23 protein-coding genes and 1 tRNA gene are annotated in these 24,442 nt (G+C 73.2%); 8 read left to right on the top strand and 16 right to left on the bottom strand.

The features are described 5' to 3' along the window. The coding region (locus VKG64_13915) for an LLM class flavin-dependent oxidoreductase (GenBank protein HKB26136.1) at window positions 1-720 on the top strand (720 nt) is incomplete at its 5' end. A gap of 26 nt (window positions 721-746) precedes the next feature. Further along, entirely contained in the window at window positions 747-1,166 is a 420-nt protein-coding gene (locus tag VKG64_13910; GenBank protein ID HKB26135.1) for a CBS domain-containing protein, read from the top strand. 53 nt (window positions 1,167-1,219) lie between these two features. Here the strand turns inward: VKG64_13910 and VKG64_13905 are convergent, their stop codons facing one another. Then, a complete protein-coding gene (locus VKG64_13905; protein ID HKB26134.1) occupies window positions 1,220-1,951 on the bottom strand; it encodes a class I SAM-dependent methyltransferase in 732 nt (243 codons plus the stop codon). Beyond that, window positions 1,948-2,136: a hypothetical protein gene (locus tag VKG64_13900; protein HKB26133.1), complete on the bottom strand. Its 189-nt coding sequence runs from the start codon at window positions 2,134-2,136 to the stop codon at window positions 1,948-1,950. The genes VKG64_13905 and VKG64_13900 overlap by 4 nt, the downstream gene beginning before the upstream one ends. 111 nt (window positions 2,137-2,247) lie before the next feature. Here VKG64_13900 and VKG64_13895 point away from each other — a divergent pair, with 111 nt between their 5' ends. Beyond that, window positions 2,248-3,522 carry an alpha/beta hydrolase gene (locus tag VKG64_13895; GenBank protein ID HKB26132.1) on the top strand — a complete coding sequence of 425 codons (1,275 nt, stop codon included), beginning with the start codon at window positions 2,248-2,250 and terminating at the stop codon, window positions 3,520-3,522. Between the two features lie 21 nt (window positions 3,523-3,543). On the opposite strand, the gene VKG64_13890 is transcribed toward VKG64_13895, so the two are convergent. From VKG64_13890 to treZ, 7 genes are all read right to left on the bottom strand, one after another. Beyond that, window positions 3,544-4,371 carry an enoyl-CoA hydratase-related protein gene (locus VKG64_13890; protein ID HKB26131.1) on the bottom strand — a complete coding sequence of 276 codons (828 nt, stop codon included), beginning with the start codon at window positions 4,369-4,371 and terminating at the stop codon, window positions 3,544-3,546. After that, window positions 4,368-5,216: an SDR family oxidoreductase gene (locus VKG64_13885; GenBank protein HKB26130.1), complete on the bottom strand. Its 849-nt coding sequence runs from the start codon at window positions 5,214-5,216 to the stop codon at window positions 4,368-4,370. The genes VKG64_13890 and VKG64_13885 overlap by 4 nt, the downstream gene beginning before the upstream one ends. An 88-nt stretch (window positions 5,217-5,304) precedes the next feature. Further along, window positions 5,305-5,380, bottom strand: a tRNA-Phe gene (locus VKG64_13880). Window positions 5,381-5,418: 38 nt separating this feature from the next. Continuing rightward, the gene (locus tag VKG64_13875; protein ID HKB26129.1) at window positions 5,419-5,838 is read right to left on the bottom strand and encodes a copper chaperone PCu(A)C; all 420 of its coding nucleotides are present in this window, start codon (window positions 5,836-5,838) and stop codon (window positions 5,419-5,421) included. Beyond that, window positions 5,835-7,157: an aminotransferase class III-fold pyridoxal phosphate-dependent enzyme gene (locus VKG64_13870; protein HKB26128.1), complete on the bottom strand. Its 1,323-nt coding sequence runs from the start codon at window positions 7,155-7,157 to the stop codon at window positions 5,835-5,837. The genes VKG64_13875 and VKG64_13870 overlap by 4 nt, the downstream gene beginning before the upstream one ends. Next, window positions 7,154-8,095, bottom strand: coding sequence for a DUF4392 domain-containing protein (locus VKG64_13865; GenBank protein HKB26127.1), 942 nt, complete (start codon window positions 8,093-8,095; stop codon window positions 7,154-7,156). The genes VKG64_13870 and VKG64_13865 overlap by 4 nt, the downstream gene beginning before the upstream one ends. Continuing rightward, the gene (gene treZ / locus VKG64_13860; protein ID HKB26126.1) at window positions 8,092-9,876 is read right to left on the bottom strand and encodes a malto-oligosyltrehalose trehalohydrolase; all 1,785 of its coding nucleotides are present in this window, start codon (window positions 9,874-9,876) and stop codon (window positions 8,092-8,094) included. The genes VKG64_13865 and treZ overlap by 4 nt, the downstream gene beginning before the upstream one ends. A gap of 19 nt (window positions 9,877-9,895) precedes the next feature. Between treZ and VKG64_13855 the strand changes: the two genes are divergently transcribed. From VKG64_13855 to VKG64_13840, 4 genes are read left to right on the top strand one after another with little or no spacing between them, the layout of a single operon-like run. Beyond that, on the top strand, window positions 9,896-11,590 hold the full coding sequence (locus tag VKG64_13855; GenBank protein ID HKB26125.1) for a 1,4-alpha-glucan branching protein domain-containing protein: 1,695 nt from the start codon (window positions 9,896-9,898) through the stop codon (window positions 11,588-11,590). A gap of 5 nt (window positions 11,591-11,595) precedes the next feature. After that, a complete protein-coding gene (gene glgC, locus VKG64_13850; protein ID HKB26124.1) occupies window positions 11,596-12,837 on the top strand; it encodes a glucose-1-phosphate adenylyltransferase in 1,242 nt (413 codons plus the stop codon). Further along, entirely contained in the window at window positions 12,834-15,215 is a 2,382-nt protein-coding gene (locus VKG64_13845; protein HKB26123.1) for a DUF3536 domain-containing protein, read from the top strand. The genes glgC and VKG64_13845 overlap by 4 nt, the downstream gene beginning before the upstream one ends. After that, the gene (locus VKG64_13840) at window positions 15,212-17,149 is read left to right on the top strand and encodes an alpha-1,4-glucan--maltose-1-phosphate maltosyltransferase (protein HKB26122.1); all 1,938 of its coding nucleotides are present in this window, start codon (window positions 15,212-15,214) and stop codon (window positions 17,147-17,149) included. The genes VKG64_13845 and VKG64_13840 overlap by 4 nt, the downstream gene beginning before the upstream one ends. Here VKG64_13840 and VKG64_13835 read toward each other — a convergent pair. Genes VKG64_13835 through VKG64_13825 form a run of 3 tightly spaced genes read right to left on the bottom strand, consistent with a single transcriptional unit; the run spans window position 17,140 to window position 20,253 of the window. Further along, window positions 17,140-17,628, bottom strand: coding sequence for a hypothetical protein (locus VKG64_13835; GenBank protein HKB26121.1), 489 nt, complete (start codon window positions 17,626-17,628; stop codon window positions 17,140-17,142). The genes VKG64_13840 and VKG64_13835 overlap by 10 nt on opposite strands. Before the next feature lie 2 nt (window positions 17,629-17,630). Further along, window positions 17,631-19,229, bottom strand: coding sequence for a gamma-glutamyltransferase (gene ggt, locus VKG64_13830; GenBank protein HKB26120.1), 1,599 nt, complete (start codon window positions 19,227-19,229; stop codon window positions 17,631-17,633). Between the two features lie 4 nt (window positions 19,230-19,233). Next, on the bottom strand, window positions 19,234-20,253 hold the full coding sequence (locus VKG64_13825) for an AIR synthase family protein (GenBank protein HKB26119.1): 1,020 nt from the start codon (window positions 20,251-20,253) through the stop codon (window positions 19,234-19,236). Window positions 20,254-20,277: 24 nt separating this feature from the next. Here VKG64_13825 and ftcD point away from each other — a divergent pair, with 24 nt between their 5' ends. Then, window positions 20,278-21,213, top strand: coding sequence for a glutamate formimidoyltransferase (gene ftcD, locus VKG64_13820; protein ID HKB26118.1), 936 nt, complete (start codon window positions 20,278-20,280; stop codon window positions 21,211-21,213). Here the strand turns inward: ftcD and fxlM are convergent. From fxlM to VKG64_13800, 4 genes are all read right to left on the bottom strand, one after another. Beyond that, window positions 21,180-22,448, bottom strand: coding sequence for a methyltransferase, FxLD system (gene fxlM, locus VKG64_13815; GenBank protein HKB26117.1), 1,269 nt, complete (start codon window positions 22,446-22,448; stop codon window positions 21,180-21,182). The genes ftcD and fxlM overlap by 34 nt on opposite strands. 19 nt (window positions 22,449-22,467) lie before the next feature. After that, window positions 22,468-23,349, bottom strand: a complete 882-nt coding sequence (locus tag VKG64_13810) for a DUF2889 domain-containing protein (protein ID HKB26116.1) — start codon at window positions 23,347-23,349, stop codon at window positions 22,468-22,470. Beyond that, window positions 23,346-23,519: a YHS domain-containing protein gene (locus VKG64_13805; protein HKB26115.1), complete on the bottom strand. Its 174-nt coding sequence runs from the start codon at window positions 23,517-23,519 to the stop codon at window positions 23,346-23,348. The genes VKG64_13810 and VKG64_13805 overlap by 4 nt, the downstream gene beginning before the upstream one ends. Then, window positions 23,509-24,442: HAD-IC family P-type ATPase (locus VKG64_13800; GenBank protein HKB26114.1), on the bottom strand; the 934-nt coding region annotated here is incomplete at its 5' end. The genes VKG64_13800 and VKG64_13805, both read right to left, overlap by 11 nt.

The raw sequence follows: 24,442 nt of genomic DNA, 5'->3' as shown, positions 1-24,442 counted from the left end.
GGCGACAGCGCCGTCTCGACGATCGGCGCCCCGCCCGCGACCGTCGCGGGCCTCGAGGACGCCGTCGTGACGCTGCGCCGGCTCACGAGCGGCGAGCCCGTCGAGCGCGAGGGGCGCCGATGGCAGGTCCACCGGTCGGCGCGCCGGGTACCGGTCTACCTCGCCGCCGAGGGGCCGCGGACGCTCGAGCTCGCCGGGCGCGTGGCGGACGGCGTGATCGTCGGCCTGGGCCTGACGCCCGACGTGATCCGCCTGTCGCTCGCGGCGATCGAGCGCGGGGCGCGCGCCGCGGGCCGGACACTCGCCGACGTGGACGTCTGGTGGTTCGCCAAGACGAACGTCGCCGACACGCGCGCCGACGCGGTCGGCCCCATCAAGATGGCGCTCGCCGCCAGCGCCAACCACGCGTTTCGCGGGACGCTCGAGGGCAAGGGCGTGCCGGCCGACCTCCACGAGAAGATCAAGGCCCTCCAGCGCCAGTACAACGCCCATCAGCACGAGATCGCGGGCGCCGCGAACGCCGATCTCACCGACCGCTGGGGGTTGACCGAGTTCCTCGCCGACCGCTTCGCGATCGCGGGCGCGCCGGACGACTGCGCCGCCCAGATCCGCCGCGCGATGGCCGCGGGCGCCCGCCAGTTCGTGATCACGAGCTTCGTGCCGGACCCGCGCGCGTTCATGCGGCGGTGGGCGCGTGAGGTCGCCGCCGCGCTGGGCTAGAGTAGACGGGAGTCAAGGAGGATCGCATGACCGCACGTGACTTGATGACGCCGGATCCGATCACGATCGCGCCCGACGCGAGCATCTCCGATGCGTGGGACCTCATGAGCGAGCACGACATCCGACACGTCCCGGTGGTCCAGGACGGCGCCCTCGTCGGGATGCTGAGCAGCCGAGATCTCCCCCTCTCGGATATCCTCCGCCTGCTCTCGGTCGAGGGGGCCGTCGCGCTCAACCGGGAGATGGCGAAGCCCGTCAGCAAGATCATGAGTCGGGACGTCATCTCTGTCGTACCCGACGCCAGGGCGAGCGACCTTGTGCGGCTCTTGCTCGAGCACAAGGTCGGCGCGATCCCCGTCGTCGGGGCGAGCACCGGGAAACTGCTGGGAATCGTCAGCTACATCGACGTCTTACGGGCGCTCCAGGACCGGCTCGACGCGGAGTGAGAAATGGAGCAACTCAGCCCGGCGGCGCCGCGGGACGTCGTGGTCATCAGGATTCAGCGCGCGACGTCGCCCCAGACGGCGTAGCGCCGGCGCGTACGCCGCTCCCGCCCTTCCTCGGCCATTCGCTGCTCCTGGGCCGCCACGAGATCGTGCAGGGGATCGCTGCTCACGTTCACGAGACCATGCGCCTTCAGCAGCGTCTCGATCTCCTCCCGCGCCCGGCCCCCCAGGAATGGGAGCTGGTCGCCGACCGCCGCGTACTCCGGGCTCGTGCGGGCATTCTCCGACGACGGTGGCGCCGCGCCAGCGTCGAACTGTCCATCCACGACGACAAGGCGCCCTCCCGGCCGGAGCACTCGGATCCACTCGTCAATCGCCGCCTCCGGGTGCTGGAGCGTCCAGAGCAGATGGCGGCTGATCGCGAGGTCGAAGCTGCCGGCCATGAACGGGAGTCGCTCGGCGTCGGCCTCCTCGAACCGGATCGAGACACCGCGCTCGGCCGTCTTGCGCCGCGCCTCGGCGAGCATCGCGGGCGCGAAATCGACGCCGGTGACGTGATGACCGCGGGCCGCGAGCTCGAAGGCGAGGAAGCCGGTGCCGCAGCCCGCATCGAGCGCGTGGAGTACGCTTCGGCCTCCGAGGACGAGATCGAGGATGCGGTCCCAGGCGGCGCGCTCGGCGGGCGTGCGGATGCTGTGGCCAAAGTCGTCGTCGAAGCGTAGCGCCCGCCGATCCCAATGGGCCGCGACCTGCTGCTTGACGACGTTAGGTCGGCCGGGCGTCACTTGGTCCTCTCCCTCGCCACCTGCTCGTAGATCTTGCGGATCTCAGCCGGCATCTCCTCCACCGACCCGTAGGTCCGCGTCACCCCGGAAGCATCGGTCACGGTGATCCTCGTGGGGGCCGCCGCCGAGTAGGGATAGATGAGCTGGCCGGACTTCCAGCGACTCGACGGGGAAGGATTGATCATCTGCGTCTCCAGCGCCGTTCAGCGCTTCGAGCAGGAAGTGAATAATTCTAGCGTCGCCACGACGCCACCACAATAGTAGGCTCGCTCCCACAGCTCGAGGGAGGTCATGCTATGGCTCACCGCTCGCCCGATCACGCCGCACCGGCGGCGACGCCCCCGGCCCGCCGCGGGCCGGTCACCCGCCGCTTCACCGCGCAGCGCTGGCTGCTCGACAATACGATCCGCGCGGTCGGCATGGACTGGGACCAGCCGCGCTCGATCTATCTCTCCGCGCCCTGCGGCCCCGAGGCCAACGCCGACTTCGCCGAGCTGCGCCAGCGCATCACCAAGCTCGCCGACGCGTCGCCCGCTTTCGAGGTCGTCGCCCGCCGGCGCGAGGCCAAGGCGCAGGCCGCCGAGCGTGACGGCGCGCTGGTGACGGCGCGCGAGAGCTACTTCATGGCCGCCATTCACTGGGCCGCCGCGCAGTGGCCGATCGACGAGAACAACGAGCAGAACCGGCTCTACAACGAGCGCAAGCGCACGTGCTACACGAGCTACGCTCGGCTGGCCGACCACCACGTGGAGGCGGCGTGGGTCCCGCTGCGGGGCGGCGCGGCGCTGCCGGGCTGGTTCCACCTGCCGCCCGGCCGCCGGGACGGGCGCGTGCCGGTCGTCCTCTCGCTCCCGGGCATGGACAGCTTCAAGGAGATGGGAGTCGCGCTGTACGGCGACCGCTGGCTCCAGCGCGGCATGGCCGTCCTCGCCCTGGACGGGCCCGGCCAGTACGAGAGCCCGGTGCTCGGGATCCACTTCGGCATGGCCGCCTGGATGGACACGGGCAAGGCCGTGGTCGACTGGCTCCGGGCGCGGCCCGAGATCGATCCCGACCGCATCGGCCTCAGCGGCAACAGCTTCGGCTCCTTCTTCGGGACGATCGCCGCCGCGCACGAGCCTCGGCTCCGCGCGGTCGCCGTCGCCTCGGTGTGCCACGAGCCGGGCTTCCATACGATCTTCGAGGAGGCGTCGCCGACCTTCAAGATGCGCTTCATGTACATGGCCGGCGTCACGGACGAGGACGAGTTCGACGAGCTGCGCAAGAGCATGACCTGGGAGGGCCACGCCGAGCGGATCCGCGCGCCCTACCTGTGCCTCGCCGGCGAGGCCGAGGAGCTCTCACCGCTCGTGCACACCGAGCGCCTCATGCAGACGCTCCAGGGCCCGAAGCGCCTGGTGATCTATCAGGGCTCGCGACACTCGGTCGGCAACGTGCCCGCGGCGAACCTGGGGCCGTTTCCGCCGATCCTGATGGCGGACTGGATGGCGGCGACCCTCGACGGCGCGACGTTCCCGAGCGAGCGGTGGTACGTCGAGGCCGGCGGGCGGGTCGTCAAGACCCCGCTGTGAGCCGCGAGAGAGCCTCGGCCTTCAGCGGCCGTCCGGCTCCCCGAACTGCGCCGCCCGCCAACGCAGGGCGGCGCCGAGGCCCTCCTTCTCCCGGATCTCGTCGAACTTCGTTCCGACCTCGGTCCGCGCCGCGTAGAGCGGCGCCAGCACGTCGAGGCCTGCGCGGATCGCGTTCCGAAAGCCCGCCGCGTCGGCGCCGCGGTTGATCGCGAGCTTGGTGGCCGCGAGCGCCTCGGGCGAGATGAGGGCGAGCCGTCGCGCGAGCTTGAGCGTCGCCGCGTCGAGCTCGGCGCGGGGCACGACGCGGTTGACTATGCCGTAGCGGAGGGCCGTCTCGGCGTCGATCGGGTCGCCGAGGTAGAGCAGCTCGCGCGCGCGCTTGAGCCCGATCACGAACGGCATGATCAGGGCGGGCCCCACGTTGGAGAAGCGGATCTCCGGTTCGCCGAAGACGGCGTCGGCGGCCGCGATCGTCAGGTCGCACATCATCGCGAGCTCGCAGCCGCCGCCGAGGCAGTGGCCCTGGACGGAGGCGATCACCGGCTTCTTCATGTCCCAGGGCGTCAGCTCGAGCGCGACGTCGTCGCTGAGCGAGGCGTGCCACGCGAGCGCGTTCCCGCGCCGCGCGGCGCGCGCCGGATTGGGGCCGATGTCGTACCCGGCGCAGAAGCTCCGGCCCTCGGCGCGGAGCACGACCACGCTCGTGGCCGGGTCGCGGTCCGCCTCACCGAGGCGCTCGACGAGCGCCGACTTGAGCTCGGCGTTGATCGCGTTCAGCTTCTCGGGCCGGTTCAGCGACACGATGCCGACGCGGCCGTCCACGGCGTGAGTGACGAGTGCCCTGGTCATCCCAGACTCCCCGTCCCCGCCAGTCTCGCGGTCGCCGACCAGAGCCGGCGCGCGGCGGCATCGTCCTGGGCTTCCGGCGAGGGCGTCGCGGGGCGGCATTTGTAGAAGTAGCCGCCGCTGACATCGGCCACTTCGGGCGACGAGGCGAGGTAGACGATGGTCTCTGCCCCTCGCGCCGGCGAGATGGCGAAAGTTTTCGCGATACGCACGCCCAACGAGAGCAGGCCGCCGCTCTGATCGCCGAAACGGGTCGCGACGAACCCGGGATGCAGGCAATTGGCGGTGATCCCGGCGTCGGCCCAGCGACGCGCGAGCTCGCGCGTGAACAGGATGTTGCACAGCTTGGAACGGCCGTAGACCTTGAACCCGCGATAGCCGTTGGCCGACTGCAGGTCGTCGAAGTCGAGCCTGGTGCCCTGGTGCGCGTCCGAGGCGGTGCTGATGACCCGTGCGGGCACCGAGGCGCGGAGCCGTTCGTGAAGGCCCGCAGTCAGCACGAAATAGGCCATGTGATTGGTGGCGAAGGTGAGCTCCAGGCCGTCTTCGGTGACGTGTCGTGAGCCGAACAGGGCGCCGGCGTTGTTGATGAGGACGTCGATGCGCGATTCTGCCGCGGCGATCTCCGCCGCGACCCGCTTCATCTCCGGGAGGCGGGCGAGGTCGGCGTAGTGGATGCTGTGCGCGATGCCGGGCGCGTGCTCGCGCAGGCGCGCCAGCGCCGCCTCCCCCCGCTCCCTGTCGCGCGCCACCAGCACCACGCGCGCGCCCATTTCGCCCAGCCGCTCCGCCGCGACTTGCCCGATCCCCGAGGTCGCGCCGGTCATGACGACGACTTTCCCTCGCATGACCCAGGTCCCTGCCATTTCAGGCCGCCAGTGTAGCAGGCGGGGTCACTCCTCGCGCGTCAGTGGGGCGTGAAGACCTAGAAAAAACTGGTGGGCAGGGACGGGATTGAACCGCCGACACCAGGATTTTCAGTCCTGTGCTCTACCAACTGAGCTACCTGCCCACCAGGCGGGAAAGAGTAACAGAGGCGCGGAGAGGTGTCTATTCGACCGGCGCGACGACGCCGATGGCGCCGGACTTCTCGAAGTAGAGCGTGACGATGACGACCTCGCCCGGCCTGAGCTCGCGCGTGAGCTCGGAGAGCTGGACGCGCTCGGCGCCGGGTGCCAGGCGCACGACCGTAGTGCCCGGCACCGTGAGGCGCTTGAGCGGCGCGCCCGCCGCGTCCACGAGCTGCGCGCGGCGGGCGATCGGCGTCTCCACGCGCGTGATCACATCGTCGAACTTCCCGGTGCTGTCGATGTCGGCGAAGAAGACGGCGCCGCCGCCCTCACGCACGACGCGCCCGTGCACGGGCTGGATGCGGACCCCGCCCACCTCGCTCACCATCGGGTAATTGACGCAGCCCGCGAGCAGGACGAGCGCCAGCACGGGTCCGAGCGCGCGGCGCGCGCGCGTCATGCGCCCCGGAAGGCGCCGTCGGCGGCCATCGCCCGGAACGCGCGCTCGTAGGCGGCGACGGTGCGCTCGAGGTCCTCCGCGTCGTGGAGCGCCGAGATCCAGCCGTGGTTGCTCGAGCAGTCCACGCCGTTGTTGAGGAGTGCCGCGCGCAGCAGGTGGTAGAGCGCGCCCTTGCGCGGGCGGTCGAAACCGGCGAGCCCGGGCTTGCCCTCGAACGACACGTGATAGATGGACGCTTCGCCGTAGCACGTGCCCGGCGCTCCCGCGCGCTTCATCGCGTCACCGAGCGCCCGCCTGAGCTCGTCGCCCGTCTTGTTGGCGCGCGCCTGGAGCGACGCGTCCGCGCAGAGCTCGAGCGTCGCGATCCCGGCCGCCGCCGAGAGCGGGTTCGCGTTGAAGGTGCCGGCGTGGGCGACGCGCCGGTTCCGGTCCCAGTCGGGGTCGCCGCGGAAGGCGAGCATCCCCATCAGCTCGCGCCCGCCGCAGAGGGCGCCGCCCGGGAGCCCGCCCGCGACGATCTTCGCGAGCGTCGTCAAGTCGGGCGTCACGCCGAAGTAAGCCTGGGCGCCGCCGGGCGCGTAGCGGAAACCCGTGATGACCTCGTCGAAGATCAGGACGACCCCGTGGCGCGTCGTGAGGGCGCGCAGCTCCTGGAGGTAGCCCGGGATCGTCGGTGTGGTCCCCGCCTGGCCGCCCGCCGGCTCGAGGATGACCGCCGCGACGTCGCCGCGCTCGAGGGCGACCTCGATCGCCTTCACGTCGTTGGGCGGGCAGACCATCACCTGGTCGAGCGTCGCGCCGGGCACGCCGGCCGACATCGGCACCTCGTACGGCGGGTTCACGCCGGCGACGGCGCCGTCGTGCCAGCCATGGAAGTGGCCCGCGAGCTTCACGATCTTCGTGCGGCCCGTGTACGCGCGCGCCACGCGCATCGCCAGGTGCGTGGCCTCGGTGCCCGACATCGTGAAGCGCACCTGGTCGGAGCACGGGACGAGCCGGTTGACGAGCTCGGCCCAGCGCACCTCGAGCTCGTGGCACGCGCCCACGTGGGTACCCCGCGCCACCTGGGCCTGGACGGCCTGCACCACGGCCGGGTGGCAGTGGCCGAGGAAGAGCGCGCCGTGCCCCATCCAGTAGTCCACGTACTCGTGGCCGTCCACGTCCCACTTGCGCGTGCCCTGGGCGCGCTCGATGTAGACCGGGAAGGGCGCCAGGTGGCGGATGTCGTGGGTGATCCCGCCGGGGATCGCGGCGCGGGCCCGTCCCCAGAGCGCGGCCGACTTCGGGTGCTTGGCGCGGTACTCCTCGTCGATTTTCATGGCCGTATGATACCCGAACGCGCCGCCAGCCGGAGCAGCTCGACGATCGCGGCGTGCGTCGCGAGCGAGAGACCGTCCACCGTGGCCTCGCGGCGCCGCGTCACGCCGTCCGCGGCGCCCGCCGCCACGCACGCCTCGACGAGACGCCGCTCGAGCTCCGGCGTGTGCAGGAGGTCGCGGCCGCTGAGCCGCGAGAGCGCGGCGACGACGCCGTAGCCGCCCCAGTTCGACACGCCCGCGACGACCAGGTGGTCCACCGGGACGACCGACGCGATCCGCGCGAAACGCGGCCCCAGGCGCGCGACGCGCGGGCGCGCCGCGCCCATGCCGATCTCGTTGCCGCCGTCGCCGATGCCGATGGTCGCAGGACGGAGCCACCGCGCACCTCGAGCAGGCCACCCACGGGGCGCGCCGGCCCCGCGGACCCCGCTACAAAGGAAGAGATCGTCGAGCGGCGCGTTCCAGGCGGCGACCGACTCGCCGCGCATGCTCAGATAGTCGCCCGCGCGGTTCCGTCCCGGGCGCTCGATCGCGACGAGGTGGGTCGGCCGCTCCGCCGCGAGCACCGCGCGTGCGGCGTTGCCGTCGTGCGGGTAGATCACGATGCGCCGCGGCTCGCCGAGCGTCTCGAGCGCGGCGCCGAGGACGGGCGCGTTCACGTGGTCCGTCGCGTAGGTCACCCGGGCGCCCAGGAGCCGGAGCGCGCGCCCCAGCACGGCGGCGCCGGGTGGCCCGTCCGTCTCGGGCATGTCGGGCCCGACGGCGAACCCGGTCACGACCAGCGCGCGCCGCGCCCGCCGGAGCGCGCGCGCGGCGGCCGCCGCCGCGCCCGCGCGCACGAGCGGGCCGATCCCGCGGCCGCCGGGGTCGAGCGCCAGGAGCTGGTCGATCGGGTCGGGCGCGGCGCGGCGGACGGGCACGGTCCCCGACGCTATCACCGCCCGACTTCGAACAGCAAGAGCTGGTAGGGCGCGAGCGGCCGCCCGGCGCCCGGCCCGCCGAAGCGCGCGTCGGCGCTGTCGAGAAGGAGGCGCCACGTGGCGCCGGCCGGCGGCTGCCACTCGCGCGCCGCCGCGCCGAGGTTCGCGACGACGACGACCCCGTCGCCCGTCGGCGCAGCCCGCACGAGCACGAGGAGCGCGCCCTCGAGCACCGCGCGCGCGAGGCCCTTGCCGCGCGCGCCGAGCGCCCCATGCGTCCGGCGGAGCGCGAGCCAGCTCGCGTAATACTCGCGCAGGGCGCGGTGACGCGGCGCGAGCGCGAGCTGATGGTTGAGCCGCGACGTGACGAAGCTGTTGGGGGCGTTCGGATGGGGCACCGGGCCCGTCCAGCCGAACCGGCCGAGGTCGGCGGCGCGTCCCTGGTTTGCCGCCTCCGCGAGCTTGGCGTCGAGGAACGAGGTGAAGAACTGGAAGGGCGCCGTCTCGCCGTACTCCTCGCCCATGAACAGGAGCGGGACGGCCGGCGCCGCGAGCGTGAGGCCGGCGGCGAGCTTCACCGCCTCGTAGGACAGGAGGCCGCCGAGCCGCTCGCCCTGGGGACGGTTGCCGATCTGATCATGGTTCTGGGCATAGACCACGAAGCGCTCGGCGGGGAGATCTGCGCTCGGCGTCCCGCGCCGGCGCTGCCAGTACTTCGACTCCTCGCCCTGGAACGCGAAGCCCTCCGTCAGCGCGCGCGCCAGGTGCTGCTCGCCGACGAAGTCGCCGTAGTACCCGACGGTCTCGCCGGTGAGCCGCTGGTGGAGCGCGTGGTGGAAGTCGTCCGACCACACCGCGTCGAGGCCGAGCCCGCCCTCGGTGGGCGGCAGGACGAGCCGGCGCTCGTTGTCGTGGGACTCGGCGACCACGTGGACCCGCCGGCCGGCGCGCCCCGCCTCGTCGCGGACCGCCGCCGCGAACTCGGTCAGGATGTGCACGCGGCTCTCGTCGCGGATCGCGTGGACGGCGTCGAGCCTGAAGCCGTCGATGTGGAACTCGCTCACCCAGGCGCGGCCGTTCTCCACGACGTGGCGCCGCGCGCCGGCGCTGCCCTCGCCGTCGAAGTTCACCGCCGGGCCCCACGGCGTCGCCCCGCGCTCGGTGAAGTAGGGCCCGAACTCGGCCAGATAGTTGCCCTCGGGGCCGAGGTGGTTGTAGACGACGTCGAGGAGCACGGAGATCCCGCGGGCGTGGCACGCGTCCACCAGGCGGCGGAGCCCGCGCGGCCCGCCGTAGGTGGACTGGGGGGCGAAGAGGTGGACGCCGTCGTACCCCCAGTTGCGCGAGCCCGGGAACTCGGCGATGGGCATCAGCTGGAGCGCGGTGATGCCGAGGTCCGCCAGCCCCGGCAGGTGCGGGATGATCGCCTCGAAGGTCCCGGCCGGCGTGAAGGCGCCGACGTGGAGCTCGTAGAACACCAGGTCGGCGAAGGCGTGGCCGTGGAAGTCCTGGTCGGTCCACACGAAGCGCCGCGGATCGACGACGATCGACGGGCCGTGCACGCCCTCGGGCTGCCAGCGCGAGGCCGGATCGGGCCGGTGGCGCGCGCCGTCGAGGCGGTAGTGATAGCGGGAGCCGTCGGGCAGCCGCGCGACGCTCACCTCGAAGCGGCCGTCCGGACGGCGGACGAGGGGCTGCGGGCGGCGGCCCTCGAGCGCGAGGTCCACCGACCGGCAGCGGGGCGCCCAGACCGCGAAGGTGACGGACTCCCCGGCAACGCTTGCACCCAGAACGCTCATACGCTCCAATGGGTCACCTATGGGCTCGGCATTCGCCCTGGTTCTCCACACGCACCTCCCGATGGTACTCAATCACGGGCGGTGGCCCCACGGGAGCGACTGGCTGTGCGAGGCGGCCTTCGAGTGCTACCTGCCCCTCCTCGAGACGGCCCACCGCCTCGTGGCCGACGGCATCTCGCCCCGGTGGACGATCAACCTCTCGCCCGTGCTCACGGAGCAGCTCGCGTCCCCCGAGTTCCAGAAGGAGCTTTCCTTCTACTACGAGAACGTCCGGCGCGCCTGCCTGGATTCGCGGGAGCACTTCGAGCGCGCGGGCCAGAAGGAGATCGTCCGGCTCACCGGCTTCTGGGAGGAATTCTACGAGCGGATGTGGGAGATGCACCGCCGGATCGGCGGCGACATCCCCGGCACCTTCGCGGACCTGGGGCGCGCGGGTCACGTGGAGATCATCACCTGCGCGGCGACGCACGGCTACCTGCCGCTCCTCGGCCGCGACGAGTCCATCCACCTCCAGCTTCGCACCGGCGTCGAGACGCACCGCCGCCACTTCGGCCGGGCGCCGCGCGGCATCTGGCTCCCGGAGTGCGCCTACCGGCCGCGCTACGAGTGGACGCCGCCGACCGGACGCGACGGCGGGCGCGTCCGGTGGATGCGGCCCGGCCTCGAGGAGATGCTCGCGCATCACGGGCTCGAGTACTTCGTCGCCGACGCGCACCTCGTGTCCGCGGGTCACCCGGTCTTCCTCTACCGCGACTTCGTGCCGCTCCGGTCGGCGCAGGGCGAGCCCGCCTCCTCCGTGCCCGGGACCGAGGCGCGCTCGCCCTACCTGCCCTACCGCGTGGCGTCGCGCGCGGGCACGGGCACGGCGGTCGCGTTCTTCCGCGACCCGAAGACGACCCTCCAGGTGTGGAGCCGCGAGCACGGCTACCCCGGCGAGTACGCCTACCTCGAGTTCCACAAGAAGCACTTCCCCGGCGGCCTGCGCTTCTGGCGGATCACCGACCACTCGGGCGACCTCGGCCGGAAGCAGGTCTACGACCCCGGCGAGGCCGCGCAGAAGGTGGTGCTCCAGGCGCGCCACTTCGTCGAGCTCGTCCGCACCACGCTCGCCGAGGCGGGCGCGAGCGGGCCCGCCGTGGTCTGCTCGCCGTACGACGCCGAGCTCTTCGGCCACTGGTGGTTCGAGGGGCCTCTCTGGCTCGAGCACGTCGCGCGCGAGATGGAGCGGAGCGGTGTCCCGCGCGCGACCCTCGGCGAGGCGCTCGAGGCCGTCCCGCCGCGGACGACGCTCTCGCTGCCGGAGGGGAGCTGGGGCGAGGGCGGCGACCACCGCGTGTGGCTGAACCGCGACACGGAGTGGACGTGGGACCGCGTCTACAGCGCCGAGGCCGAGTGGGTCGGGCACCTGACGGCCGCGCCGCGCGGCGACGGCGACCAGCGCCGCGTGCTCGCCCAGGCGACGCGCGAGCTGCTGCTGCTCGAGGCCTCCGACTGGCAGTTCCTGATCACGACGGGCTCGGCGCGCGACTACGCCGAGCGGCGGATCGCGGAGCACTACGCCGAGTTCAAGAAGCTCTCCGAGATGCTGCGCGGGCTGCGCGCGGGCGAGGCGCTCGCGCCCGAGGACGCCGGCATGCTCCGGCGGCTCGAGCGCGAGGACTTCTGCTTCCCCGAGCTCGACCCGGCCTGGGGTCTCCCCCCGGGCGCGGGCTAGGCGCGATGCCACGCCGCGCGCGCGTCCTCGCGATGATCATGGCGGGCGGCAAGGGCGAGCGCCTCCAGCCGCTCACCCGCGAGCGGTCCAAGCCCGCGGTGCCGTTCGGCGGCCGCCACCGGCTGATCGACTTCGTGCTCTCGAACTTCATGAACTCGGAGCTCCCCTCCCTCTACGTGCTCGTGCAGTACAAGTCGCAGTCGCTCATCGAGCACCTGCGCGTGGCGTGGCGCACGAGCGGGCTCCTCCCGAACTTCTTCGTGACGGTCGTGCCGCCCCAGATGCGGTTCGGCTCGGCGTGGTACCGCGGCACCGCCGACGCCGTGCTGCAGAACCTGAACCTCATCGACGACTTCGGGCCCGACGTCGTCGCCATCTTCGGCTCGGACCACGTCTACCGGATGGACGTGAACCAGATGCTCGCCTTCCACCAGGAGGCGGGCGCCGAGGTCACGATCGCGGCGCGCCCGGTGCCGCTCGAGGACGCCGCCAAGTTCGGCGTGCTCGGCGTGGACCGCGCGGGCCGGGTCGAGCAGTTCGCCGAGAAGCCCGAGCGGCCGGCGCCGACGCCCGGCGACCCGACGAAGGCGCTGGTCTCGATGGGCAACTACCTCTTCTCGCGCCAGGCGCTCGTGGACGCGCTGCTCGCCGACGCGCGGCGCTCGACCGACCACGACTTCGGGCGCTCGATCATCCCCGAGCTCGTGCCCGGCGGCCGCGTCTGGGCGTACGACTTCCAGACCAACGACGTGCCGGGGGTCAAGCCGTACGAGGAGCAGGGCTACTGGCGCGATGTCGGCACGATCGACGCGTACTGGGAGGCCCAGATGGACCTCCTCGGCGAGTCACCGCGCTTCGACCTCGACAACCGCTACTGGCCGATTCGGAGCGAGTACCATCCGGGGCCGCCGGCGCGCTTCATCGGGAGCGACGTGGACAACGCCCACGTCGGCGAGGCTTCGCTCGTCAAGCGCGCGACCATCCGCAACTCGATCCTCGGCCGGAGCGTGTGGGTGAACGAGGGCGCGGTGATCGAGGACTCGATCGTGATGGACCACACGACGGTGGGCAAGGGCGCGCGGCTCCGCCGCGCGATCGTCGACCGCTTCAACATCATCCCCGCGGATACCGAGATCGGGGTGGACCCGGCGCAGGACCGGCGGCACTACCACGTCGAGGCGAGCGGGCTCGTGGTGGTGCCGCGCGGCGGCCGGCGCGAGTTCCTCCGGGGCCTCGAGGACTTTTGACCCGCGCCATCGTCATCCACGGCCACTTCTACCAGCCGCCGCGCGAGAACCCGTGGCTCGAGGCGGTCGAGACGCAGGACTCGGCGGCGCCGCATCACGACTGGAACGAGCGGGTGACCGCCGAGTGCTACGCGCCGAACACGGCGGCGCGGCGCGTGGACGACGCGAACCGCATCCTCGACATCGTCAACAACTTCGAGAAGATCTCGTTCAACGTGGGCCCGACGCTCTTCGCCTGGCTCGCGCGCCACCGGCCCGACGTCTGCGCGAAGATCGTCGAGGCCGACCGGACGAGCGTGCGCGCGCACGGCGGGCACGGCAACGCGATCGCGCAGGTCTACAACCACATGATCCTGCCGCTCGCGCAGCGGCGCGACAAGGTGACCCAGGTCCGCTGGGGCGTCCACGATTTCCGCGCGCGCTTCGGCCGCGAGCCCGAGGGCCTCTGGCTCCCCGAGACCGCGGTGGACGAGGAGACGCTCGAGGTCGTCGCGGAGGCCGGCCTCGCGTTCACGATCCTGGCGCCCCACCAGGCGCGGCGCGTCCGCGCGCTCGCCGGCGGCGACTGGGAGGAGGTCGGCGAGCGCGTGGATCCGAGCCGGCCGTACCTCTGGCGCGGCCCGCGCGGCCTGTCGCTCGCGCTGTTCTTCTACCACGCGCCGATCGCGCGCGCGATCGCCTTCGAGCACCTGCTCGACCGGAGCGAGAACCTCGTCGCGTGGCTGCGCGCCGCGTTCGCCGACGATCGCGGTAAGCCGCAGCTCGTGCACTGCGCGACCGACGGCGAGTCGTACGGCCACCACAGCCGCTTCGGCGAGATGGCGCTCGCCGCCGCGCTCCGGCAGCTCGACGCCGAGGCCCCGGGCATCCTCACCAACTACGGCGCCTTCCTCGCAGCCCACCCGCCCGCGCACGAGGTCGAGATCCACGCGCGCACGTCCTGGAGCTGCGTCCACGGCGTCGAGCGCTGGCGCGCCGACTGCGGCTGCCGCACGCGGAGCGACCGCCACCAGCGCTGGCGCGCCCCGCTGCGGGAGGCCCTGGACTGGCTGGGCGAGCACGTCGACGCCTTCTACGAGGCGCGCGCGTCGGCGCACCTGAAGGACCCGTGGGCGGCGCGCGACGCCTACATCGAGGTCCTGCTCGAGCGGAGCCCGGAGCGGCTCGCCGGGTTCTTCGCCGCGCACCAGCGCGCGGCGCTCGACGCCGCCGCCCGCGTCGAGGCGTGCAAGCTGCTGGAGATGCAGCGCCACCGGCTCCTCATGTACACCTCGTGCGGCTGGTTCTTCGACGAGATCTCCGCCCTCGAGCCCGTGCAGATCCTGCGCTACGCGGCGATGGCCCTGGGGTACCTGGCCGACCTCGGCGGCGGCCGGCTCGAGGACGCGCTCGTCGGGCGGCTCGCCGCCGCGCCGAGCAACCTTCCCGAGTACGGCGACGGGGCGGAGGTCTGGCGCCAGCTCATCCGGCCGACCGCGGTGGATCTCCGCCGCGTCATCGCGCACTACGCGATCAGCGGCGTGTTCGAGGACCCGCCGGCCGACGCGCGCGTGTACGCCTGGCGGGTCGAGCGCCTCGACGAGGCGCGCGAGACGGCGGACGGCGCCGCGCTCCGCGTCGCGCGGGTCCGCGTGGGCTCGGACGTGACGGGCGAGACCCGCGAGGCGGTCTACGCGCTCGTCCACTACGGCGGCCACGACTTCGCCTGCGGGATCCGCCCGTGGGAGGGCCAGGCCGCCTACGACGCGATGAAGGCCGACCTCCTCCGCCGCTTCGCCCGCCTCTCCGTCGCCGACGTGGTGCGCGGCATGGACGAGCATTTTCCCGGCGAGCCCTTCTCGCTGGCCGACCTCTTCCTCGAGGAGCGGCGCCGCGTCCTCGCCTCGGTCATCCTCGCCGTGCTCGAGAAGCAGGAGGAGACCTACCGCCGCCGCTGGGACGAGACGCGGAAGCTCGTCCACTACCTCCGCCAGGTGGACGTGCCGATCCCCGACGCGCTCGCGCTGGTGGCGCGCCACGTCCTCGAGCAGCAGGCGCGCGCCGAGCTCCTGCAGCTGAACGAGCGCCCGGCGATTCCCGAGCGGGTCCACGAGCTCGTGGAGGAGGCGGAGACGCTCGGCCTCGCCCTCGACCTCGGGCCGGCGCGCTTCGTGGCGAACCGCGCGGTGCGCCGGGCGCTCGACGCGGTGGCCGCGGACCCGTCGCCCGCGCGCGTGGCCGGGGCGACGGCGCTGATCGCGGGCGCCCACCGCCTCGGCCTCCGCTACGGCTACTGGGCGACGCAAAACCAGTTCTTCGAGCTCTGGCGCGCGCACCCCGAGACCCGCGGCGCCCTCGGGCCGCTCGCCGCGGCGCTCGGCTTCAACCTCGCCCCGTGAGCCCGCGGCCGATCGAGCACCCGCAGCGCACCGTCGTCATCGAGAACGTCGCGCCCGCGGTGGACGGCGGCCGGTACCCCGTGAAGCGGGAAGTCGGCGCGACGCTCGAGGTCATGGCCGACATCTTCCGGGAAGGCCACGACGTCCTCGTCGCCTCTCTCAAGTACCGGCGTGCCGGCGAGCGCGCGTGGCGCGAGACGCCGATGCGGCACGTGGACAACGACCGCTGGGCGGGCGCCTTCACGCTCGACGCCAACGCGCGCTGGCTCTTCACGATCGAGGCGCTGGCCGACCCGTTCCGCTCGTGGCTCGCGGACCTCGGCAAGCGCCGCGACGCCGGCCAGGACGTCGCGAGTGAGCTCGCGGAGGGCCAGGCGCTGATCCGCGCCGCCGTCGCGCGCGCCGCGCGCGGCGACGCCCACCGCTTGCGCGAGCACGCCGAGCGCATCGCGCGCGCCCCCGACCAGGCGGCGGCGGTCGCGCTCGCGAGCGATCCCGAGCTCGCGGCGCTGATGGACCGGCACCTCGACCGCGCGGACGCGACGTGGGCCGACCGCGAGTACGAGGTGGTCGCCGACCGCGAGCGCGCGCGATTCGCCGCGTGGTACGAGTTCTTCCCGCGCTCGAGCGGGACCTTCAAGGACGCGGAGGCGGAGCTCGAGCGCGTGGCGGCGATGGGGTTCGACGTCGTCTACCTGCCGTCGATCCACCCGATCGGGCGTACGCACCGCAAGGGCCGGAACAACGCGCTCGTCGCCGGGCCCGAGGACCCCGGCAGCCCCTGGGCGATCGGGAGCGAGGCGGGCGGTCACACCGCGGTGCACCCCGAGCTCGGGACGCTCGACGACTTCGAGCGCTTCGTGGCGCGCGCGCGGGGCCTCGGCCTCGAGGTCGCGCTCGACTTCGCCATCCAGTGCTCGCCCGACCATCCGTGGGTGCGCACGCATCCGGAGTGGTTCTTCCACCGCCCCGACGGCACGATCAAGCACGCGGAGAACCCGCCGAAGAAGTACGAGGACATCTACCCGCTCAACTTCCACTGCGCCGACCCGCGCCCGCTCTGGGACGAGATGCGCCACATCCTCGAGTTCTGGATCGCGCACCGCGTGCGCACGTTCCGCGTGGACAACCCGCACACGAAGCCCGTGAAGTTCTGGGAGTGGCTGATCCGCGAGGTCCAGGGCGCCCACCCCGACGTCGTCTTCCTCGCCGAGGCGTTCACGCGGCCGAAGGTGATGAAGGCCCTCGCGAAGGCGGGCTTCACCCAGTCGTACACCTACTTCACCTGGCGCAACGCGAAGCAGGAGCTCGTGGACTATCTCGCCGAGATCACGACGCCGCCGGTCGCCGACTACTTCCGCGGCCACCTCTGGCCGAACACGCCCGACATCCTGCACGCGACGCTCCAGCGGGGCGGGCGGCCCGCGTTCATGCTGCGCCTCGTCCTCGCGGCGACGCTCTCGTCGCTCTACGGCATCTACTCGGGCTATGAGCTCTGCGAGAACGTGCCGCGCGAGCCGGGCTCGGAGGAATACCTCGGGTCGGAGAAGTACGAGCGGAAGCGCCGCGACTGGAGCGCCCCGGGGAACCTCGTGGACCTCGTCACGCGGGTCAATCGGATCCGCCGGCAGAACCCCGCGCTCCAGCTCTACACGAACCTCCGCTTCTACGGCGCCGACGACCCGAACGTCGTCTTCTACGGCAAGGCGACGCCCGCACGCGACAACCTCGTCTTCGTCGCCGCGAACCTCGACCCCGGCGCGACGCACGCCTCGATGGTGGACGTGCCCCTCGGGGAGCTCAGCCTCGGCCCCGAGCAGCCGTACCGGATGCACGAGCTCCTGAGCGACCGGTGGTTCGAGTGGCGGGGCCCGCGGGGCTACGTGGAGCTACACGCGGAGGATCCGGCACAGATCTTCGTCCTTCACCGCTGAGGCGGCGCGCGGCTCGCGGGCTGGGGCGGGCTGAACATCATCGTCGTGGCATCGCCGCTGTCCTTGTCGAAGTAAACGAGCAGCCCGTCCTCGTAGAGGAAGATCTCGAACCGGCCTTCGACCCCGATCTTCGTCGGCCGGCCCCACCCGTCGACGACGAGCCTCCGGTTGAAGGCGCCGGGCTTCGGGTCGAGCTGGAGCGAGCGGACGACGTCCTTCCTGTAGCCCGCAGCGATGAGGAGGCCGAAGTCCACCGTCATCCGGGCGATCCCCGCCGGCGCCTGGGCGCCCTCGTAGACCCAGCGCGCGGCGTCGTATCCGCCCACCTTCTGGCTCTCGGCGCGCGTGGGCTGGCCGTACCGGGCGCGGACCGTCTCCTCCGTGCTCTCGCCCGGCACGATCAAGCCCCAGTCCGAGGCCGCCGCGGGGCCGGCGAGCGCCAGCAGGAGTACCAGGAGGACGCCGCCGCGCGACGGCACGGCTAGAATCCGAGCGCGGCGCCGTCGCCGCGCGGATCGGCGCCGCCGAGCAGTGTGCCCTCGCGCAGCGCGACACCCTGCGCGTGGCCGACCTTGCCGAAGAACGCCGGCGCCGCCTTCACCGGGTGACCGCGGGCCTCGAGCGCGGCGAGCACCGGCGCCGGCACGCGCGCCTCGACGTGCGTCGCCTCGGTGGGCTCGCCGGGCAGGTAGGCGCCGATGATAAAGCGCGGCCGCTCGATCGCCTCCTGGATGTCCAGGCCGTAGTCGAGGACGTTGGTGAGCACCTGGGCGTGGAACATCGCCTGGCCGTTGCCTCCCATCGTCGCGAACCCGAGCAGGGGCCGCTCGTCGCGCGTCAGGATGGACGCGATCAGCGTGTGGAAGGGGCGCTTGCGCGACGCGAAGACGGCGGGATGGCCGGGCTCGAGGCTGAAGTGCCGGCCGCGATTCTGGAGGACGACGCCCGTGCCCGGCGCCACGACGCCCGAGCCGAAGCCGTTGAAGAGGCTCTGGATCACGCTCGCCACGTTGCCGCGCCCGTCGGCTACGACGAAGCCCGTCGTGTCGCCCTCGGGGTCGCCCGCGCGGTAGCTCTGCGCCTTGCGCGGGTCGAACTCGCGTCGCCGGCGCGCCGCGTAGTCCTTCGAGAGCAGCTCGGCGACGGGCACCCGCGCGTGGGCCGGGTCGCCGATCCAGCGGTCGCGGTCCGCGTAGGCGAGCTTCACCATCTCGAGGAGGAGGTGCAGGTGCTCTGCCGAGTGGATCGGGTGCTCGGCGACGGGGAAGCCCTCGAGGAGGTTCAGCGCGAGCAGCGCCGCGAGCCCCTGGGTCGGCGGCGGCGTCTGCCAGACGGTGACGCCGCGGTACGTCGTCGAGATCGGCGCGCCCCACTCGCCCGTGTGCGCGGCGAGGTCCTCGCGCGTCAGGAAGCCCTCGGCCGCCATGCGCTCGGCGATCGCCCGGGCCACGCGCCCCGTGTAGAAGAGGTCGGGCCCCGCCGCGGCGAGGTCGGCGAGCGTGCGCGCGAGGTCGGCCTGGACGAAGCGCTCGCCCATCCGCGGCGCGCGACCGCCCGGCTCGAAGACGCGGTGCCACTCGGGATCGGGCGTGATCGGGCCGAATTCCGCGATCGCCTGGCTCACGAGGGAGGAGAGCGGGAACCCGTCGCCCGCGTAGTGGACCGCGGGCGCGAGCAGGTCGCCGAGCCGCCGCGTCCCGAAGCGCTCGAGCAGCATCCCCCACGCGCGCACGCAGCCGGGGACGCTCACGGTCGCCGGCCCGATGACGGGCAGGCGGTCCATCCCGCGCCGCCCGAGCGCGTCGAGCCCCGCGCGCGAGCCCGAGCGCCCGGCGCCGTTCAGGAAGTGCACGCGCCGGGTCTCCGCCTCGTAGTAGAGGCAGAAGAGGTCGCCGCCCACGCCGCACATGTTCGGCTGCGTCACCGCGAGCACGCCGTTCACGGCGACCGCGGCGTCGGCCGCCGTGCCGCCGGCCTTCAGCACCTCGACGCCCGTGAGGGTCGCGAGCGGGTGGGCGGCGGCGACCATGCCGCGGTGGCCCAGCGCGACGGGACGGTGCGAGTAACCGATCTGCGGCATGGGGCTAGGCTCCCTGGAAAAGCTTCGTGATCTCGTCCTGCGGAAACACGGGCAGGGGCGCCTGGCGGCTCCCCTCGACGAGGACGACGCCCTGCTCGCGCGGGACGACCTGGCCGATGAAGTGGGAGTCGATCCCCTCGCGCGCGAGCGCATGGATGACGACGCCGGCGTCCGCGGGCGCGAGGGTCAGAAGGAGCGCGCCCGAGGCGATCGTGCCGAGCGGGTCGAGGCCGAAGGCCGCGCAGAGCTCACGGCCCTCGGGCAGGATCATGAGCCGCTCGCGGTCGATCCGGAGCCCGACGCCCGCCGCCTCGGCGAGCTCGTGGAGCGCCGTCGCGACGCCGCCCTCGGTCGGATCGTGCATCGCGTGCACGGGCGCGAGCTCGCACGCGATCTCGGCCTCGGGCAGCACGCTGAGGCCGGGGGTCCGGAGAAACCCCTTGGCCTTCCGGATGACCGACGCGCGGACCCCGCGCGCCAGGAGCTCGGCCTCCTTCTCGCGCGCGATGATCGCCGCGCCCTCGAGCGGCACGCCCTTGGTCAGCACCACCGCGTCGCCGACGCGCGCGCCGCCCGTCGTGACGAGCTTGTCCTTGGCGACCTCGCCGAGCATCGTGCCGGCGATCACGACCCGGTCGAGGCCGTGGGTGACCTCGGTGTGACCGCCGACGAGCGCCACGTCGAGCTCCTCGCACGCCGCGTGGAGCTCCGCGAAGAGCCGCTCGACCGAGTCGTCGGTGGTCCGCCCCTCGGGCAGGAGGACCGTCGCCAGGAACCAGCGCGGCCGGGCGCCGCGCACCGCGACGTCGTTGGCGTTCACCTGCAGGGCGTACCGCGCGACCTCGTCGGTCGCGAACGTGATCGGATCGGCCGTCGCGACGAGGTAGCGGTCGCCCAGGTCGATCACGGCGGCGTCCTCGCCGATCTTCGGCCCCACGACGACGCGCGGGTCCTCCACGCGCCGCTTGTCGAGCAGCGCCTGGAGCGTCGTCGCGCGCAGTTTCCCGACGGGAAAGCTTTGCATGGCGACGACGAGTAGTATACACGCGTGAGCGCCGGCACCCCGCGCGCCCGGGCCCTCGTCGAGTGCGTCCCGAACGTGAGCGAGGGGCGCGACCGCGCGGTGCTCGAGGAGCTCGCGGCGTGCATCGCGGGGGTCCCGGGCGTGACGCTCGCCGACGTCCACGCCGACCCCGACCACCACCGCTCGGTCTTCACGTTCCTCGGCGCGCCCGACGCCGTCGAGGCGGCGGCGCTCGCGCTCGCCGCGAGCGTCGTCGAGCGCGTCGACATGCGCCGCCATCGGGGCGTCCACCCGCGGCTGGGCGCCCTCGACGTGCTCCCGTTCGTGCCCCTCGCCGGCGTCCCCATGGACGACGCGGTCGGCCTGGCGCGCGGCGTGGGGCGCGCGCTCGCCGCGCGCCACCGCCTGCCCGTCTACTACTACGGCGCCGCGGCGACCCGCCCGGAGCGCCGCACGCCCCGCGCCCTGCGCCGCGGCGAGTACGAGGCGCTCGCGGCGCGGCTCGCGACGCCCGACGGCGCCCCCGACGCCGGCCCCGCGCGCTTCGATGAGCGCTCGGGCGCGGTCCTCGTCGGCGCGCGCGAGGTGCTCGTGGCGTTCAACGTGTGGCTCGACGGCCCCGACCTCACGGTCGCGCGCGAGATCGCCCGGAGCGTCCGCGAGTCGTCGGGCGGCCTGCCCGGAGTCCAGGCGATGGGCGTGCTCCTGGAAAGTCGCGGACTCGCGCAGGTGTCGATGAACCTTTTCGACCTCCGCCGCACCCCGATCCCGGTCGTCTTCGACCGCGTGGACGAGGAGGCGCGCCGTCGCGGCGTCGGCGTGCGCCGCGCGGAGCTGGTCGGCCTCGCGCCCCGCGCCGCCTTCGCCGGGCGCGCGCCGGAATCGGTCGGGCTCGAGCGCTTCACGCCCGCGCGCTACCTCGACACCTACCTCGGGCCCGACGCGCGCGTCTCCGTCTGAGCCGGCCAGTCGAGCACGAACCGGCTCCACCGCTTCGTGACGACCAGCTCGTGGGGGAGGGACGCGTACGCGGCCTCGATCGGGAACGCGCGGATGCGGAGGCCCTCGGTGCCGGGGCGCCCCGCGGCATCCCACGCCCGCGCGTGGCCGAGCAGGCGGCGCGCCGGGTGCCCGGCGTCGCCGAAGCTCCGCACGTGGAGCTCGAAGGGCCGCGGCTCCGTCTCCGCCTCGACGGGCACGCGGCCGCCGGGCGGGCGCATGAAGAAGCCGGCGCTCCCGCCGTCGAACACGCCGGCCGTGCTGCGATACTTGCCCGCGAGCGCGAAGAGGTGCGGCACGAGATGCGCGTCCGCCTCCGGGCCCGTCACCTCGAGCCACCAGAAGCCGGGCTCGCGAATCGCCGTCCAGAGGATCAGCCCGCCATAGACCTCCCGACCCGTCACGCTCACACCGGTCGGCATGTCCGAGGTCGGGCCCCTCAGAAGGGTGTGAGCCGCGACGGGATCCACGCGGTCGGGATCCCGCGTGTGGAGGTTGAGCCCGGGCGCCGGGCCCAGGCCCACGCGCGAGAGCGGGGCCGCGAACGCCCCGCGGAGCGGCATGAAGACGCACTCCGTGACCGACACGCTCGTCAGCTGGTCGGCGTCACGCTCGAACGCGACGGACTTCTGCGAGCCGCCGATCATCAGCGGCAGGACGAGCCGTCCGCCGCGTCCGAGTTGGTCGCGCCAGGCCGGCGCCACGTCCCAGGCGCCGACCGTCAGGATGATCCGGTCGTACGGCGCGCCGCCCGGATGGCCGTCGCCGCCGTCGCCCAGGACGACCCGCACCCGGCCGAAGCCCGCCGCCTCGAGATGATCGCGGGCGGCGTCCACGAGGTCCCGCTCGATGTCGACCGTGACGACCTCGCCGGACCCGCCGACGATGTGGGCCATGAGGGCCGCGTTGTAGCCCGTCCCCGCGCCGATCTCGAGCACGCGCTGCCCGGGCGCCAACCCGAGCTGCTCGAGCATGACGGCCATGATCTGGGGCTGCGAGGACGAGCTCACCGCCTCACCGTCGATCTTCTTCGTCACGACGACCTGATCGCGGTAGACCTCGTCGAGGGGCACGCCGGGAAGAAACGCGTGCCGGGCCACCGCGCGGAACGCCGCCTCGACGCGCGCGGAGCGGATGTGGCCGCGCCGCGTGAGCCCGTCGACGAGCGCCCGCTGGAGGTGGGCCGCGTCGCTCACGTGGACCGTCTCGCCGTGGCTACGCCAGGAGCTTCAGGAGATCCGCGGTGAGGTCGTAGAGCTGGGCGCAGCCGGACTCCCCGCCGAGGTGCGACTGGATGCGCTTCCGGAGGCCCGCGTCCACGCGCTCACCGCGCATCGCCGCGATCCGGCGCTGCGGCTCCGAGCAGATGCCCATGTAGGGGAGCCGCGGCGTGACGTGCTCGGCGCGTACGATCGTCGCCGTCGCCTGGTCCACCTCGTAGGTCACCTCGAAGCCGTGGACATTGTCGTGCATCGAATGGAAGAGCACGAGGCGTCCGTCGCGGCGCTCGAGCCGCGCGACCTTCGTGCGCTCGAACACCTTCGGCTGGCCCGGCCGGGGGCTGTAGAACTCGGGCTGCATCGGCGTCGCGATCGTGCGCGTGCCGAAGAGCGCCCGGCCCGCGTCGCTGTAGGTGAAGCAGGAGTTCGGCAGGTCCACCCAGCCCGTCGTGTCGAGCTGCCAGCATTCCCACGGATCGCCGCCGCGGGCGCGCGCGGCGCGCTCGGGCGGGAGCTTCGCCACCTGGCGGGCCAGGCGCGCGATCTCGATCAGCGCGTCCACCGCGAGCGCGGCGCCCTCGCCGCCGCCCGTCGCGTCCGCCGCGCGCCGGGTGAGGCCGCCGACCATCGCCGCGCCGGCGAGCGTGCTGAACCCGTCGGCGACCGACGGGCCCACGGCGCCGCGGACGGCGCGGCAGCGGGCCTCGCGGATCGCGTAGCTCGGCGACGGGAGCGCGACGACCGCCACCTCCACCGCACGGTCGGGGTCGTCCAGGACCACCGTGTGGGTGAACGCGTCGGCGTGGGTGTTGTCCACCCAGCCGCGCATCCGGCGCTCGTAGCGGTCGCGCCCGCGGAGCAGCGCGGGCTCGATCACGCCTTCGTCCCCATCCCGCTCTGACCTCCGCCCAGGTACTTCTCGGGCTCGCGGTCGAACTTCTGCTTGCAGCCGACGGCGCAGAAATAATACGTCTGCCCCCTGTAGGTGGACTGCGCCGCCGCCTTCGCGGACTCGACGGTCATCTTGCAGACGGGATCAAGCGCCATGGCTCGGCCTCCAGCGGCGCAGTCGCAGGCTGTTCGTCACGACGGACACGGACGAAAACGCCATCGCGGCGCCCGCCAGGATCGGTGAGAGCAGCACGCCCCAGAGCGGATAGAGCACGCCGGCCGCGACCGGGATCAGCACGACGTTGTAGCCGAACGCCCAGACGAGGTTCTCCTTGACGATGCGGATCGTCCGGCGCGAGAGCTCGACGGCCGTGACGACGCCGCGGAGGTCGCCGCGCATCAGCGTGACGTCCGCCGCCTCGATCGCGACGTCGGTGCCCGAGCCCATCGCGATGCCGACGTCGGCCTGCGCCAGCGCCGGCGCGTCGTTGATGCCGTCGCCGACCATCGCGACCCGGCGCCCCTCGGCCTGGAGCCGCTGGACCTCGCGCGCCTTGTCCTCCGGCAGGACCTCGGCGAGCACGCGGTCCACGCCGGCCTGCCGGGCGATGGCCTCGGCCGTGAGCCGGTGGTCGCCCGTGAGCATCGCCGGCTGGAGGCCGAGCGCCCGGAGCCTGGCCACCGCGGCCGGCGCCTCGGGCTTGAGCGTGTCGGCCGCGGCGACGAGGCCGAGCGCCCGGCCCGCGAAGGCGAGGTACACGACCGTCTTGCCCTCGGCCGCGAGCGCCTCGGCCCGCGGCGCGAGCGCCGCGACGTCGATCCCGCGCGCGTCCATGAGCGCGCGGTTGCCGAGCAGCACGCGGCCGTCGGTCGCCAGCGCGTCGATCCCCTGGCCGGGAACCGTCGTGAAGCCCGTGACCGGCGGCAGCGCGAGACCGCGCTCCTTGGCGCGCGCGACGATCGCCTCGCCGAGCGGGTGCTCCGAGCCCTGCTCGACGGCGGCGGCGAGCGCCAGCACCTCGTCGTCCGAGACCATGTCGGCGCTCGCCTCGGCGGTCGAACCGCCTGCGGCTCGCACC

It is taken from the genome of Candidatus Methylomirabilota bacterium (assembly GCA_035260325.1).
GTDB lineage: Bacteria > Methylomirabilota > Methylomirabilia > Rokubacteriales > CSP1-6 > AR19.
This window is presented reverse-complemented; position numbering and strand designations above follow the sequence as displayed.

Coding starts and splice junctions, on each gene's coding strand:
- VKG64_13890 (HKB26131.1), bottom strand. CDS start 4,371: ATGACCAGGGCACTCGTCACTCACGCCGTGGACGGCCGCGTCGGCATC.
- VKG64_13870 (HKB26128.1), bottom strand. CDS start 7,157: ATGAAAATCGACGAGGAGTACCGCGCCAAGCACCCGAAGTCGGCCGCG.
- VKG64_13895 (HKB26132.1), top strand. CDS start 2,248: ATGGCTCACCGCTCGCCCGATCACGCCGCACCGGCGGCGACGCCCCCG.
- treZ (HKB26126.1), bottom strand. CDS start 9,876: ATGAGCGTTCTGGGTGCAAGCGTTGCCGGGGAGTCCGTCACCTTCGCG.
- VKG64_13875 (HKB26129.1), bottom strand. CDS start 5,838: ATGACGCGCGCGCGCCGCGCGCTCGGACCCGTGCTGGCGCTCGTCCTG.
- VKG64_13885 (HKB26130.1), bottom strand. CDS start 5,216: ATGCGAGGGAAAGTCGTCGTCATGACCGGCGCGACCTCGGGGATCGGG.
- ggt (HKB26120.1), bottom strand. CDS start 19,229: ATGCCGCAGATCGGTTACTCGCACCGTCCCGTCGCGCTGGGCCACCGC.
- VKG64_13910 (HKB26135.1), top strand. CDS start 747: ATGACCGCACGTGACTTGATGACGCCGGATCCGATCACGATCGCGCCC.
- VKG64_13825 (HKB26119.1), bottom strand. CDS start 20,253: ATGCAAAGCTTTCCCGTCGGGAAACTGCGCGCGACGACGCTCCAGGCG.
- VKG64_13900 (HKB26133.1), bottom strand. CDS start 2,136: ATGATCAATCCTTCCCCGTCGAGTCGCTGGAAGTCCGGCCAGCTCATC.
- VKG64_13805 (HKB26115.1), bottom strand. CDS start 23,519: ATGGCGCTTGATCCCGTCTGCAAGATGACCGTCGAGTCCGCGAAGGCG.
- VKG64_13855 (HKB26125.1), top strand. CDS start 9,896: ATGGGCTCGGCATTCGCCCTGGTTCTCCACACGCACCTCCCGATGGTA.
- glgC (HKB26124.1), top strand. CDS start 11,596: ATGCCACGCCGCGCGCGCGTCCTCGCGATGATCATGGCGGGCGGCAAG.